This is a genomic window from Phytohabitans houttuyneae (assembly GCF_011764425.1).
Lineage (GTDB): Bacteria > Actinomycetota > Actinomycetes > Mycobacteriales > Micromonosporaceae > Phytohabitans > Phytohabitans houttuyneae.
In genome coordinates this window covers 217,316-230,313 of sequence record NZ_BLPF01000004.1, presented here as the reverse complement: position 1 = coordinate 230,313, position 12,998 = coordinate 217,316, and the positions used below count along the sequence as shown (strand labels likewise).

At 68.8% G+C, this 12,998-nt stretch carries 15 protein-coding genes; 2 read left to right on the top strand and 13 right to left on the bottom strand.

Going from position 1 to position 12,998, the window contains the following annotated elements:
• Positions 1-131 precede the first annotated feature (131 nt).
• From Phou_RS43640 to Phou_RS43580, 13 genes are all read right to left on the bottom strand, one after another.
• On the bottom strand, positions 132-818 hold the full coding sequence (locus Phou_RS43640; RefSeq protein WP_246274523.1) for a 7-carboxy-7-deazaguanine synthase QueE: 687 nt from the start codon (positions 816-818) through the stop codon (positions 132-134).
• 26 nt (positions 819-844) lie between these two features.
• A complete protein-coding gene (locus Phou_RS43635) occupies positions 845-1,222 on the bottom strand; it encodes a 6-pyruvoyl trahydropterin synthase family protein (protein WP_173069699.1) in 378 nt (125 codons plus the stop codon).
• Complete coding sequence (gene queC / locus Phou_RS43630; RefSeq protein WP_173069697.1) at positions 1,223-1,942, bottom strand: 7-cyano-7-deazaguanine synthase QueC; 720 nt, start codon at positions 1,940-1,942, stop codon at positions 1,223-1,225.
• 5 nt (positions 1,943-1,947) lie between these two features.
• Entirely contained in the window at positions 1,948-2,556 is a 609-nt protein-coding gene (gene folE, locus Phou_RS43625) for a GTP cyclohydrolase I (protein WP_173069695.1), read from the bottom strand.
• Positions 2,557-2,958: 402 nt separating this feature from the next.
• Positions 2,959-4,404, bottom strand: a complete 1,446-nt coding sequence (locus tag Phou_RS43620; RefSeq protein ID WP_173069693.1) for a UDP-N-acetylmuramate--L-alanine ligase — start codon at positions 4,402-4,404, stop codon at positions 2,959-2,961.
• On the bottom strand, positions 4,401-4,676 hold the full coding sequence (locus Phou_RS43615) for a hypothetical protein (RefSeq protein ID WP_173069691.1): 276 nt from the start codon (positions 4,674-4,676) through the stop codon (positions 4,401-4,403). The genes Phou_RS43620 and Phou_RS43615 overlap by 4 nt, the downstream gene beginning before the upstream one ends.
• Before the next feature lie 58 nt (positions 4,677-4,734).
• Complete coding sequence (locus Phou_RS43610) at positions 4,735-5,547, bottom strand: DNA glycosylase family protein (protein WP_173069689.1); 813 nt, start codon at positions 5,545-5,547, stop codon at positions 4,735-4,737.
• Positions 5,547-5,738 (bottom strand): hypothetical protein, encoded by a 192-nt coding sequence (locus Phou_RS43605; RefSeq protein WP_173069687.1) that lies wholly within the window; start codon positions 5,736-5,738, stop codon positions 5,547-5,549. Before Phou_RS43605 ends, Phou_RS43610 begins: the two co-directional genes overlap by 1 nt.
• 120 nt (positions 5,739-5,858) lie before the next feature.
• The gene (locus Phou_RS43600; RefSeq protein WP_173069685.1) at positions 5,859-6,827 is read right to left on the bottom strand and encodes a S1 family peptidase; all 969 of its coding nucleotides are present in this window, start codon (positions 6,825-6,827) and stop codon (positions 5,859-5,861) included.
• A gap of 495 nt (positions 6,828-7,322) precedes the next feature.
• Positions 7,323-8,444 (bottom strand): ABC transporter substrate-binding protein, encoded by a 1,122-nt coding sequence (locus Phou_RS43595; RefSeq protein ID WP_173069683.1) that lies wholly within the window; start codon positions 8,442-8,444, stop codon positions 7,323-7,325.
• A 241-nt stretch (positions 8,445-8,685) separates the two neighbouring features.
• Entirely contained in the window at positions 8,686-9,012 is a 327-nt protein-coding gene (locus Phou_RS43590; protein ID WP_173069681.1) for a hypothetical protein, read from the bottom strand.
• A complete protein-coding gene (locus Phou_RS43585) occupies positions 9,005-9,421 on the bottom strand; it encodes a helix-turn-helix domain-containing protein (protein WP_173069679.1) in 417 nt (138 codons plus the stop codon). The genes Phou_RS43590 and Phou_RS43585 overlap by 8 nt, the downstream gene beginning before the upstream one ends.
• A gap of 14 nt (positions 9,422-9,435) precedes the next feature.
• Positions 9,436-10,554, bottom strand: coding sequence for an SAM-dependent methyltransferase (locus Phou_RS43580; protein WP_173069677.1), 1,119 nt, complete (start codon positions 10,552-10,554; stop codon positions 9,436-9,438).
• A 311-nt stretch (positions 10,555-10,865) separates the two neighbouring features.
• On the opposite strand from Phou_RS43580, the gene Phou_RS43575 reads away from it, so the two are divergent.
• Together Phou_RS43575 and Phou_RS43570 are read left to right on the top strand one after the other, a co-directional pair.
• Positions 10,866-12,170, top strand: coding sequence for a helix-turn-helix domain-containing protein (locus Phou_RS43575; RefSeq protein WP_173069675.1), 1,305 nt, complete (start codon positions 10,866-10,868; stop codon positions 12,168-12,170).
• Complete coding sequence (locus Phou_RS43570; RefSeq protein WP_173069673.1) at positions 12,167-12,721, top strand: GNAT family N-acetyltransferase; 555 nt, start codon at positions 12,167-12,169, stop codon at positions 12,719-12,721. Before Phou_RS43575 ends, Phou_RS43570 begins: the two co-directional genes overlap by 4 nt.
• Positions 12,722-12,998 lie beyond the last annotated feature (277 nt).

Below are 12,998 nucleotides of genomic sequence, written 5' to 3'. Positions count from 1 at the left end.
CTATCGTCGAGGTTGCTTGGACGGCAGGAACGATCCCGCTACGCATCACGCCCGTAGGGCCGCTTCCCGACACGCGCGGCTCGGTACGGCGGGAACGACGGCCCCGTCCAAGCCCACCTGGCGATCCGGTGTCAGCGGCCACGGGTGTCCTCCCACAGCAGCACATGCAGGCGCGTGGTCAGGTTCCAGCCCCGGGCCACCACCGCATCGGCCAGGTCCCGCATCCGGGCCACGATGACCTCGCTGGTGATGCCTTCGGGCATCACCCACACCGGGGCCAGCCCGAACCGCGTGACGAGGTCGCCGATCTCGTCGAGATCGCCGATGCTGCCGGCCACGAACTTGAACACCGATTTCCCGGACGCGGCCAGCGCCGCCAGGGCGGCCGGGTTGATCCGACGGTCGACGTCACGGTCGGCGGCGAAGGCCGCCAGTTTCGGGGAGACGTTGAACGCCGCGACCTGGTCCACAAGCTCCGGCGATGGGCTGACGGTGCCGTTCGTTTCGATCTCGACGCGTCGTCCCGCCGCCGTCCACGCGGCCACGATTGGCAGGATGCGGTCCTGCTGGAGTAGGGGCTCGCCGCCGCTGATCACCACCAGCGGGGTCGGGTAGGCCAGCGCCCAGGAGATCAGCGATGCCGCCGTACGCCGCTCGGTGTGCTGGCGAAGGTCGAACCGCGACCGATCCCAGGTGTAGGGGGTGTCGCAGCTGGGGCAGGACAGGTTGCAGCGCGACAACCGCACAAACAACGCCTGCTGGCCGCAGCTCGGCCCCTCGCCCTGCAACGTTGGGCCAAACACCTCCGCGACCAGCAACGGCGGACCCGAGGCGGTCGCCGCAGTCATGGCATGGCCGGCGCGTACTCGGCGAACGTGGACGCTGTCTCCGAGACGCGCACCGTCTCGATACGGACGCCGGCGGGCAGGTCAAGATGTTCCACGCACCAGCAGTACAGGTGCCGGGCCAGGTTCTCGCTGGTCGCCGGGACGTCGAGCACCGTGTCCAGGTCACGGTGATCGAAGGAACCGTCCAGATACGCGCCAAGGCCGGCCAGATCGGCGAAGTCGACCACGAACCCCGGGCCGTGCAGGTCCTCCGTCGTGAGGGTAATCTCGACGCTGTAGCTGTGCCCGTGCGATCGGGCGCACTTATGGCCGTCCGGCAGGCCGGGCAGCGAATGCGCGGCCTCGAACCGGAACCGCTTACCGATCCGGTACATCTACCTCACCTCCGCAGCCGGGCTGTATATGGTCGGGTCGGCGACCCCAGCCACCTCGAACGCCTCCCGGCGTTCCACGCACGTCCCGCAGGTGCCGCAATGCACCGCGCCGCCCTTGTAGCAGGACCAGGTATCCGCGAACGGCACCCCGAGCTGCGCACCGATCGCGGCGATGTCGGACTTGGCCAGGTCGATGAACGGGGCCAACACCCGAAACCGCGGATGGGCAAAGCCTTCGTTCGCCGTCACCGCCATCTGCTCGAACGCGCGCAGGAACACGGGCCGGCAGTCGGGGTAGATCGGATGGTCACCGGCGTGCGCACCGAACACCACCGCGTCGGCGCCGACAGAGACAGCTCGGGCCACCGCTACGTCGAGCATGATGGCGTTGCGGTTCGGCACGACTGTTACCCGCATCGCCGCATCGGTGTAGTGCCCATCCGGGACGTCCACACTGCTGTCGGTCAACGCCGAGCCGGTCAGCAGAGCGAGCAGCCCAGTCAGGTCGACCACATGGTGCTCCGCGTCCAGAGCCTCGGCGGTACGGCGGGCGTAGGCCAGCTCCGTGCGGTGTCGCTGGCCGTAGTCGAAGGACAGCAGCGTCAGTTTGGCCCCGCCGCGGTGTAGGAGGTGGGCTAGGACTGTGCTGTCCAGACCGCCGGAAATGATCGTTACGGCGTGGGTGACCTTCGGGTTCACGAGGTGCTGGAGGTTCGTCATCGTCGTCACCGGTCCGTTGCCAGGCTGAGGAATTCCGCTCGCAGCGCGGCGTCGCGGGCGAGTTCACCGCGCCAGGCGGTGGTGACCGTTGACGCGCCGCGAGCTTCCGCGCCCCGGATGGTCATACAGAGATGCTCGGCGGTGATGACGACACCGGCGCCGCCGTGGTCGGGCACCGTTTCGTCCAGCCAGCCGGCGATCTGCTGGGTCATGTCCTCCTGAACCTGCAGGCGACACGCGAACATCTCCACCACCCGGGCCAGCTTCGACAAGCCCAGCAGCCGCGTCCCGGGCCGGTAGCCGACTGTCGCGGTACCGATGAACGGCAGTACGTGGTGTGCGCACAGCGATGTGAACGGCACCGACCGGCTGATAACCAAGTCTCGATGCAGCTCGTGGTTGGAGAAGGTGGTGGCCTCAAACGGTCTCGGGGTCAACAGGTCGCGGTAGGACGCGACCATGCGTTCAGCCGTCCGCAGCGTGTGTTCGGTATCGCCGTTGAGGCCGAGCGCGGACAGTAGCGACTCTGCGGCGGCCACTGCGGCGAAGACGTCGGTGTCCGCATTGGAGGCCGGCGAGGGCGTACGTTCGCCGGTTCCGGTGGTGATGGTCATCTTGGGGGCTCCTCCGGTGAAGATCCGAGCGCTGTGGCGCTGCGAAGTCCGTTACGGGTTCACGTCTGAGGCCGCAGGCCAAGGGGCTCTGTGCGGTGCTCAGGGGAAGGCCATGGGTGTGATTCGCGACAAGCTTCGAAGGAGTATCCACAAAGGACGCTGTCCGGCCGGCGGCCGGCACGGACCGTTCGTGCATCGGCCGAGCGGTCGTTTGCGTGGCCATCATGCCTCCGGTGGTTGCCGATTGGGTCGAACGGAGGTGCAAGGGCGAGCGGACCACCCGTGCTTCGGGAAGCCGTTTAGCCGTACGACGTTCCACGGCCAGCGGCCCGATGGCGGAATGCGAGCCGGACCCGGCCTGCGAGGGCGCCCGCCGGGCCTCGTTCTTCGCGCCGTATCGGGTCAGATCGGCGCGCCTACTCGGCCGAGGGTGGTGCGTTGGCGTAGGTGGTTGAGGATGGCGTGGGCGTGGTGGGTGACGTCGCCGGTGCCCATGGTCACGACGATGTCGCCGGGCTCGGTGAGTGTGGTGACCAGGTCGATCAGGCCGCCGGGTGCGGCGTGGTAGCTGGTGCCGCCCGCCGCGCTGATGGCGTCCGCCACGGTCTGCCGGGTGACGCCGGAGCCGGGGGCCGGATGGCCGTGGATGTCCAGCAGGACGATCTTGTCGGCGCCGGCGGTGACGGCGCCGGCGATCTGGTCGGCGAACGCGGCGACCCGCTCACCGGAGGGTTGGAAGACGACCAGGACGTTGTGGTTGCCGGCGAGGGCGTCGGCGGTGTCCAGGTCGGCGCTGATTTGGTCGGGGTGGGCGGCGTAGCTGTCGATGACGAGCCGGCCGCCGCCTTCGCCGAGTTCGGTGAAGCGGCGGTCGACGCCGGTGAACGCGGACACCGCGACGAATGCTTCGTCCAGCGGATAGTCCAGCTCGGCCAGGGCTGCGAGCGCGGCCACCGCGTCGTGAGCGTGCACGATGGACGGTGTAGCCAGGGCGAACTCGACCTCTTGGTCGCCGCGGCGCACGTCGACCCGCATGGTCCGGTCGGTGCGGCGCATGCCGAGGATGCGGACGGTGGCGTGGTCGGCTTTGCCGTAGGAGGCGATGGTGACGGGTTGGTTCTGCTCGCGTAGGCGGCCGGCGACTTCCAGGGTGGCGGGGTTGTCGGCGTTGACGATCAGGATGCCGCCGGGGCGGATGTTGGCGGCGAAGGCGGTGTGCGCGTCGATGTGGTCGGCCAGGTCTGTGTAGGTGTCGGGGTGGTCGTGGTGGATGCCGGTGATGACGGCCAGGTCGGGGTGTAAGTGTTGGAAGGAGCGGTCGGATTCGTCGGTCTCGGCCACCATGAGGCGGCCGGTGCCGTGGTGGCCGCCGGAGCCGGGGGCGTCCAGGTCGGCGGCGATGGCGTAGGTGGGGTCGGCGCCCAGTTTGGTCAGCGCCTGGGCGAGGATGCCGGTGGTAACGCTCTTGCCGTGGGTGCCGGCGACGGCCAGGAGGTGACGGCCGTCGACGAGGGCGGCCAGGACCTGAGCGTGGTGGACGACGGGGATGCCGGCGGCGCGCGCGGAGTGCACCGGGAGGCTGTCGGCGGCGGCGGTGCTGTAGACGACGCAGGTGGCGGTGTGCACGTGGATCGCGTCCGGGACGAGCTCGATGCGGCAGTGCGCGGCCCGCAGCGCGGCCAGGGCGGGGTTGTCGGTGTGGTGTGAGCCGGTGACCAGGGAGCCGCGCTGTGCGCAGATGTGGGCCAGTGCCGCCATGGCGGGCTCGCCGATGCCGACGAAGTGCGGCCGGTGCAGGTTGATCGGGCCACGGTTGTGTAGCGGGTCGTGGTGGACGGTGCTGGTCATGGTGTCTGGTGGCTCCTTCCGGTAGGCAGGATGGTCGGTGCGAAGACCTGCGGTGCGGGGCTGTGGCTGGCTTCGGCTTGGGGGTGGCAGGGGCAGCCGGTCTGGGCGAGCAGGGCGTGAAAGGCGGCCCGGGTTTGCTTGTCGGTGTGGGTGAGGAACGTGTCCAGGGCGGCTTCGGCTATGGTGCCGATGACGGCGGCGGGGTCGTTTTCCCAGGACTTGAGGTAGGGCCAGCTCAGTCCGAGGGTGCGGGCGAAGTCCCGGCCCGGCATGCCAGCGGCAGTCCGCAGGGCGAGGACGCTGTGGCCATTCCACCGGCCGTTTGAGGGGTCAGCCGTCGGTGGCATGGCGGTTGCCCCAGGCCAGGGTCAGGGCGGTGACGACGCCGAGGTGGGTGCGGGTGAGCATGCGCCAGAAGTTGTGGAAGGCGCGTTCGCTGGTGGGCCAGTCGTAGTCGGGTGCGGCTCGGCGGGCCCAGGTGCGCAGGGTTTGGTCGCCGCCGGGGTAGAGCGCCCAGTCGTTGCTGAAGTCGCTGACCGCCGCGTGAGCGGTCCACTGACCGACGCGGGGAATGCGGCGCAGCTCCTCGACCAGGCGTAGCGGCGGCAGTGTCTGCCAGTCGGTGTGGTGGCGGCGGTAGGCGGTGGCGGCATCCCGCAGCACCCCCCGCTTGGTGCCCAAGCGGACGGCTTCGAAGTGTTTGGGCTTGAGGCCCAGGACGATCTCGGGTGTCGGAAACAGCCAGCAGGTTTCCCCGGTGGGCAACTCGAGCCGCTCGCCGTGCGCTTGGCAGAACTGGCGGTACAGCCTCGCACCATGGCTGGCCTTGTGCATCTGCCGGATGGTGGCCGTACCGATCGCCTCCCACAGATCGCTGGTCCGGAACCGGCCGACCGCGCCGAGCCCAGCCAAGGCCCCGGCCAGCTGCGGCATCTCCCGGATCGCCTCTGGCGGCAGCCGGAACACGTCCACGGCCGGCTTGGCGGCGCTGGCTGCCAGCTCGTGTAGAGCGAAGGATTCGTCGGTGGCTTGGACGAGCCAGCGGCCACCGTCGGCCATCGGCAGCACCCGCAGCCGGGCCGCGCCGTCCCGCGCTGGTATCCAGCCGGGGTGCTCGCTCATCACGTAGTCGACGCCGTCCATCAGCCTTCCAATGCCTTCCGAGGTCCCGGCACCCGGCGACCGGCCTGGGCCGCCGCTTCCAGGACCGTCTGCTTGATGGCCGGATGGGTGCCATGGGTCAGCACGAACACGACCCAGACGTGCCGCAGCCGCACCAACTCGTCCTCCCGGACCAGCGGCGGCGAACTGCCGCGAGCCTTGGGTGCCATCACGGTTGCCTCCCCGCCTAGCAGTTACAGGTTCGAGGGGTTCTGGCCCCGGCGGCGGGAGCCGCCCAACTCCCGTGCCGTGCCGCCGGAGCCAGAACCGGATTTACGAGCGGGTGAGGGTGCTTAGCGGCCGGCCCAGTGGTAGTCCGGCGGCTTGATCGGATCGGTCGGCAATGACACCCCGAGGGGCTTGTAGGTGCCGTTGATGGTCTGGTTGATCCAGTCGCGGTAGTACAGGATCGAGGTGTAAACGACCGGGCCGGCGCAGGCCACGGCCGTTTCCCGGGAGGCGGTGCCGATCAGGTACCAGGACGAGCGCGTGTGCGGCACCTTCACCATGACCGGGCCGCCGGAGTCACCGAAGCAGGCAGCCCGGTCCGGATGGTTAAGGTCGGCCACACAGACCTCGCCAGCGTCGATCGCCGCTGCCGCGCAGTACGACGAGTCCACGATGGACGTGGTCAGTTCGGACAGTTGGCGGGGCGCGTCCGGCTGATCCCATGGGTAGGCCGTGTAGCCCCAGCCGAGGATGCGAGCTGGGCCCATCGGTACCCGCTTGAGTGGGTACGGCGGCAGGATCGACGGGATGGTGTAGACCGGCTTGGTCAGCCACAGCACCGCGATGTCGCCCTGCACCGTTCCGGGTGGATTCGCGCCCCAGGACCAGGTGGGGTACACCTTGCTCTTCCAAGCACCGGTCTCGATGCCACCGGCCAGCCGGTCGTTGCTGTTGAACCGCATGTGGAAGCTGCGCGGGTCTTCCAGCGTCGCGGTGGGGTATTCGGTGACGCAGTGGGCGTTCGTCACCGCGTGCCGCGCCAGAACCGGCCGACTGCCCGCACGCGCAGCCACCTCTGGCGGTACCCAGAGGTTGACCTCGCACTCGTGGAAGGTCGGGTTGTCCTTGTTCTGGTACTGGAGCGAGCCGACTCCGCGGTACACCTGGCTGGCCGGCTGCCCGCCCACGATCATGGGCGTCACCGGGCCGTCCGGGTCGCCAGTGGCCGCCGTGGCGGGGGTGGCGGTGCCAACCATCAGCATCGCCAGTGCCACGGCTGCCGCAGCGAGTACGCGGCTTCTGGTTCTCGTCACGTCAATCCTTTGGGGGGTAAAGGGGTTGGGTCGTCTGGTCACGGCTGTGGCCAGGCGCTCGCCGCCGTCTGGGCGGCAAGTTCTTGAGGGTGGCCGGGCGTCCTTCGGAAAGCCGGAGTGCTTTCCTGTTCTGGTTGGGCAGCCAGTTGGTGTGAAAGGACGCCCGGCCACGCCTTACGGGTCGCCCACCAGCTGGCCCAAAACGCCATCTCCGGCAGCTCCGGCACCGCTGGGCCGGTACACGCGTTGACGGGCGCAGGCGGTGTTAGCAGGTCCAGCCAGTGGCGGCGGCTCGTCATGGGATAGCGCCTGCTGTGCTCCGGGGCAGGGGCGCATCGGGTGCTACCGCCGCAGGGCTACCGATCGGCGCTTGGCGGGCCGGCACCACCAGCGCCTGCACGCCCCAGATGACGGCCGCCGTGGCGAGGGCGGCGGTGAACGGCGCCAGCCAGCCGGACCAGCCAGGGCGCGGTGCATCGACGAGCCCGGCGGCCGTCACGGTGTTGGACCCTTCGTGCCCGGAGTAGGCCCAGTGGAAGCGGTCGTCGGCGGCGGTGTCACGAACTGCGGTGGCGGGCTCGGCGGCAGGCCCCACATCGTCAGGCGGTCCGGCACCAACCCGGCATCGATAGCACCGGCGCCTTGCAGGATAGCGATGGTGCGGGCGATCCGGTCTTGGTCGATGTAGCCGAGTTTGGCCAGCGCGGTTTCACGCTGCCCGGGGTCGTTGTGCTGTTGCCAGCCGACGTAGGAGGCCATTAGCCGCACCTCGCCAGCGGCCAGCTTGGCGCTTACCGTCTGGTCGGCCTCGTGCAGGATGGTCCCGGCCTCGTCCGGGTGCTCGATGGTGTAGGCCAAGCCCTTCATCAGCGCCGCCCGGAAGCGGGCCACTCGATCGGGGTTTTCGCGCAGCAGCCGACCGCTGGACCAAAGCGCGTTGCCAGGCAGGTCGGTGAGATAGTCCGAGTACGGGATCATCGTGACGTCGGACCCGGCTACCGCTTCGACGGTTGGCTTGCCGACCACGAACTGGCTGATGGCGTCGATATCGGGCGCGTTGATGGCCGAGATCAGCGTCTTCGGGTCGGTGTCCTGGAAGCGGACCTTCCTGGCCTCGACCTTGGCCAGCTGGGCGTAGGCCGGGAACAGCAGCTTCACCACCGAGGCCGGGAAATCAGCGATCATCTGACCTTCGAGGGCCTTCGGGGTGGTGATGTTCTTCGACTTCTTGGCCATGATGGCGGCCAACGTCTTGGTGTGGATCAGCGCCACCGCCCGCACGTCCAGGTCGCCCTTGGCCACCTGAAGCGTGCCGCCGGCGAAATCCACCGCGGCGAAGTCGGCCTTACCGGTGCCGACCTTGATCACGCCGTCCGTGCCGGTGCCGTTCTGGATGGTGACGGCCAGGCCGGCTTCCCGGAAGAAGCCCTTGCGCTCGGCCACCCGAGCGAAGCTGTCCCGGCCCAGATTGCCGAAGCTAGTCAGGTAGGTGACCTTGACCAGCTGCCCGACGACCGTTCCGGTCGCCGGTTCATCCTTGCCGCAAGCGCCTGCGCTCACGGCGACCACGACCGCCAAGGCCAGGGCGAGTAGCCTGCGGGTGAAGCGTGGTTTCACCGGTTCCTCCAAGCATCGTTCGTTGAGGGGCGAGGGAAGTGAGGAGGCCGGGGGCCAGCTGGCGAGGCGGCGCACGCGCCGGCCTCCCCACTTCCGCACCCGGCGCCACAGAGGCTGAGGTCGGTATGGCGCCGGGGCTTCACGTCCCCTGCCGCCGGGTTTGGTGTTTCGCGCGACGAGTACCCGTCACCGACGACAGGGGACGCTTCGAGGGAACGACGTGCCTACGGTGTGGGGATCATTAGGCGGCCCCCTTCGCGGCCACGAGGCTTCGTGAGCTGCGCGCGGTCAGAAGGGCGCCAGCCGGGGGCCGTGGCGGGCCAAGGGCTGCGGGCCGCAGGCGCCGCTTCTCGCACCAGCCGACCACCCGTTCCTGCACAGCCCCCTGTGACAGGCCGCCTAGCACCCGGTTGGCATCCGGCAGGAAGAAGCGCATGAACTCGGCCACGAGGTCCATGTCGTCGTCGAACACGGAACAGACCAGGTCTTGGTAGCCGGGGCAGGGCCAGGCTTCGGCGCAGTCCAGGCATTTGAGGACGGCCCCGAAGACGTGCGTGGCGTCAAACACGGCGGCCCTTCCCGGAACCGTGCGCCGTGATGGCCGCATCGGTCTCCTTGAGGAGGCCCTCGAAGCGCTCGATCACATCGTCCGCTGTGTCACGTAGCTGCGCGTCCAAGGCCTTCTGGCCGTAGGGGCTCACGGCGGCCCGGCCCAACTCCCACCGCGCCACCGTCGGCAGTGACACGCCAAGCAGGGCACCAAACGCCCGCTGGTTGAGCCGCATCGCCAGGCGCATTGCCTTCGACTCGCGCCCAGTCCAATGCAGCACTACCGCTGGCGCTCCACGGCGACCGTCCTCAATGGACCAGGCTGGTCTACCCGCCGTCCCCCGGGCCAAGCTGCTGGAGTCTTCGGCAGTTACGTGCTGGTTGTGGGACGGCGCCGCAGCGATGAGCGGCATCCGCTTGGTGAGCATCGAACGGCTCCTCATCAAGCTCCTTCCGACCGGACGCTACGACCAGGTTTGCGGGCTAGACCGCCCAGGCTGAGCGTGGCGATTGCCGGATCGCTCGTCTGGACATCGGCGCCGGCCCGCCAGTCGTCCAAGGCGACGACCTCGGGCTCCACGAGCTCCAAGCCGGCGAAGAACGCTGCAATCTGTTCATGGGTGCGAGCGACGACCGGCGTACCGGCAGCCGCGTAGGCGGCCGTCACGGCCTCGGTCTGCTCGCGCAACGCCCCCGTAACGTGTTCATCGGTGACGTGCGAAATACCCAGGAAGCTGCCAGCGGCCAACGGCTCGACATACCGCTGCACCAGCTCATACGATCCCTGATCATCGGCCAGGAACAGCAGCACGCTCACCATCAACACCGCGACCGGCTGCGAGAAATCGAGCAACTTCCCAGCCTCGGCCAGCACCACCCCCACGTCGCGCAGATCCGCCTGTACCACCAACGTCTGGTCGTTGCCTTCGAGCAGCGCCCGGCTGTACGCCACGGCCACCTGATCAACGTCCACGTAGACAACCCGGGCGCCCGGCGCCGACTGCTGCGCGATCTCGTGAACGTTGCCCACCGTTGGGATGCCCGAGCCGATGTCGAGGAACTGGGTGACGCCGGCCTCGGTGACCAAGTACTGCACCAGCCGCCGGAGGAACCGGCGATTGGCGTGCGTGACATCCTGGACCCACGGCGCCACGGCAAGCACCTGCTCGGCGAGCTGACGGTCCACCCGGAAGTTGTGAGAGCCGCCCAAAAAGTAGTCATAGACGCGGGCCGCACTCGGGCGCGACAAGTCGGTCGCCGCCACCGGCGGATGCGGCAGCAACACGCCCGGCGCCAGATGATCCCGTTTTGGGTTGTCCACCTCAGGACCCCCATCCCCGTTACCGGCGGTGGCCGCATCGCAGTCCGGAGCCGCGTCGGTGTCCGTCCAGTCGAGCGCCTCTTCGGTGCCGGTGGTCAGGTATGCCGATGCAGCGGGCGAGGTCGCTTCGGGAGGCGGGTAGGCACCGCTGCGGTGCGGGTATGCAGTCGCCCGCCCGTCCGCGCCGATCGCCGAGCGGGGGTCACTGAAGTGCAGACTCCGCCAACGGCTCACCACCATTTCTCACCTCCGCTTGCTCGGGGCAACCATCAGACCCAACGCAAGGTGGGAGCGTCGCCGGGTCCGGCCTGGCCAGGCCGGCGACAGGAGGCCGTTCGAGGCACCGCGCCGGCACTGGAGGCGTGGTGGCCCGCGAGGAGGTGGCCGCCACGCCGGTTCTGGATATCCCGCGCCGGGACAAAGCCCTCTGTTGTGGACTTTCCCTCGCCGCGAGACGTGCGTAGCGTCACATGCGCATCACGCGTTTGACAGAGGGTGCGTGTGGCACCACGTGGCACCACACCTGACCACGCCATCGGGAGGCGACGTCGGTGGAAGACTTCGGGAAGATGCTGCACCGGCTACGCGAGGAACGCGGCATCTCGCTGCGCAAGCTTGCGAGCCTTTCCGGCGTCGACCACTCGAATATCGGCAGGGCAGAAAAGGGGCAGGGCGGGCTGTCGGAGCAGTCGGTCACCTACCTCGACAGCGCCCTACGAGCCGACGGAGAGCTGGTAGAGGCGTACCGTGCCAGTTCAGGACACGAGGGCCGCCGCGGACCGGCACAACGCGGCGCACGACACGACCCGGAGGATTTGGTGCGGCGTCGCATCCTCATCCAGCAAGCCGTCACTGCGCTCGCCGCAGGGACTGCTGGCCCGGCGCTCAACGCCATCCGACATGGGCTGGTCTCCTCCGTGACGGGCCGTGAGCCGGGAGACCTGGATGTAGACGAGTGGGAGCAAATCGCACACGACTACGGCGTCGCGTACTTCACCGAGCAGCCCGCGGCCCTGATCCGCAACCTGGCAGCTGAGCTGGCCGACCTCCAAGGCGAACTGAACCTGGTCCCGGACGAGGAAGACATCGTGCACAAGGGGCTGTCCCGTAGTGCTGCCCTGCTCGCCGCAGTCATGGCGATGAGCCTCGTCAACGTGGGCGAGTTCCAGCAATCCCGGCTGTGGTGGCGAGCGGCCCGCCAGACAGCAGACGCCTCCCGCGACCCCGCCGTCCGCATTTGGGTTCGGGGCCACGACGCGATGCACGCCTTGTACGACCACCGTCCGCTCCGAGCTGCGCTGGCACGCGCCGGTGAGGCCCTCGCGATCGGCGGCACGACCGCATACTCCGGCAGTGGCGAAGCGCTCGGCGCGCAGGCGCAGACCCTCGCGCTGTTCGGCCGCGCCGATGAGGCCCGCACCGCCGTCAGCCAACTGGCCGACCTGTACGAACGCCTGCCCGGCGACGTCACTCAAGACCAAGGCACGATATACGGGTACCCCGAGACTCGGATGTGGCACTCCACGAGCTATGTCCACACTTACCTCGGGGATACCGCCCCGGCACGGGCCGCCCAGGAGAGCGCGCTTACGCTTTACCCGATCGGGCGGGTACGAGCCCGGGCCCAAGTGCAACTGCACACCGCCAGGTGCCTCGTCCTCGACGGACACCTGGACGATGGCGCCAACCACGCCCTCGCGGTCATCGATGCCGTGCCTCCCGAACACCGCACGGCTATGGTGCTCGGCGTGGGCCACAAGGTGTACAACGCTGTCCCCAGCTCAGAGCGCACGAGGCCCACTGTCGCCGGCCTCCGCGAGATACTGGCGCTGCCCGCCGGGACGGCGGCACAGTGACCGCCGACGGTGTTGTCCTTACCCGCCACGGCGGAGCCGACGTCGACGCCATGCTCGCCGACATTGCCGTGTTGTACGAGGTCGTCTACAGCGAACCGCCGTACAACGGCGGCCCACTGTTTAGCAGGGACCGGTTCCTCGACCGCACACACCGCCAGAAGACGGCGCCGGGATTCGAGCTCATCACCGCACGAGCCGGCGGTGAGTTGGTCGGATTCAGCTTCGGGTTCACCTTCGACGCCGGCCGCTGGTGGGGCGGCCGCACAGAACCGCCACCATCACCCGAGGTGATGGCCCCACCGAAGTTCGCCGTCATCGAGCTAGTGGTGGCCAAGGAATGGCGCGGGCAGGGGATCAGCAGCTCTCTCATGCGAGAGCTGCTGGCCGAGCGCTCGGAGCCGCTGGCCACCCTGTTGTCCGAGCCCGACGCCCACGCACGCCGCATCTACGAACACTGGGGCTGGCAGCACGCTGTCAACGTCCAGCCGGCCGACGACGGGCCATGGATGCACGCCCTGGTCCTACCCCTCAATTCGACGGCAACATCTTGATCTGCTCGTGCCACGTTGTGGCACCACAGCTGACTACCCATCGGGAGACGACGTAGGTGGAAGGCTTTGGGCAGATGCTCCGGCGCCTCCGAGAACAACGCCGGCTGTCGCTACGGGCCTGGGCGACCTGTCCGGGGTGGATTACTCGAACATCGGCCGCGTCGAACGCGGCCACGGCGGGCTGTCCGAGGAGTCCGTCGGATACCTTGACGAGGCGCTCGGCGCCGGAGGTAAGCTACTTGCCCGCTTCCGCGCCAGCGCGGGCAAGAACATGCGG

What these genes read in the sequence shown, in the direction of transcription:
- Phou_RS43635 (WP_173069699.1), bottom strand. Translation starts at nt 1,222, where the DNA reads ATGTACCGGATCGGTAAGCGGTTCCGGTTCGAGGCCGCGCATTCGCTG.
- queC (WP_173069697.1), bottom strand. Translation starts at nt 1,942, where the DNA reads ATGACGAACCTCCAGCACCTCGTGAACCCGAAGGTCACCCACGCCGTA.
- folE (WP_173069695.1), bottom strand. Translation starts at nt 2,556, where the DNA reads ATGACCATCACCACCGGAACCGGCGAACGTACGCCCTCGCCGGCCTCC.
- Phou_RS43620 (WP_173069693.1), bottom strand. Translation starts at nt 4,404, where the DNA reads ATGACCAGCACCGTCCACCACGACCCGCTACACAACCGTGGCCCGATC.
- Phou_RS43615 (WP_173069691.1), bottom strand. Translation starts at nt 4,676, where the DNA reads ATGCCGGGCCGGGACTTCGCCCGCACCCTCGGACTGAGCTGGCCCTAC.
- Phou_RS43610 (WP_173069689.1), bottom strand. Translation starts at nt 5,547, where the DNA reads ATGGACGGCGTCGACTACGTGATGAGCGAGCACCCCGGCTGGATACCA.
- Phou_RS43585 (WP_173069679.1), bottom strand. Translation starts at nt 9,421, where the DNA reads ATGCTCACCAAGCGGATGCCGCTCATCGCTGCGGCGCCGTCCCACAAC.
- Phou_RS43580 (WP_173069677.1), bottom strand. Translation starts at nt 10,554, where the DNA reads ATGGTGGTGAGCCGTTGGCGGAGTCTGCACTTCAGTGACCCCCGCTCG.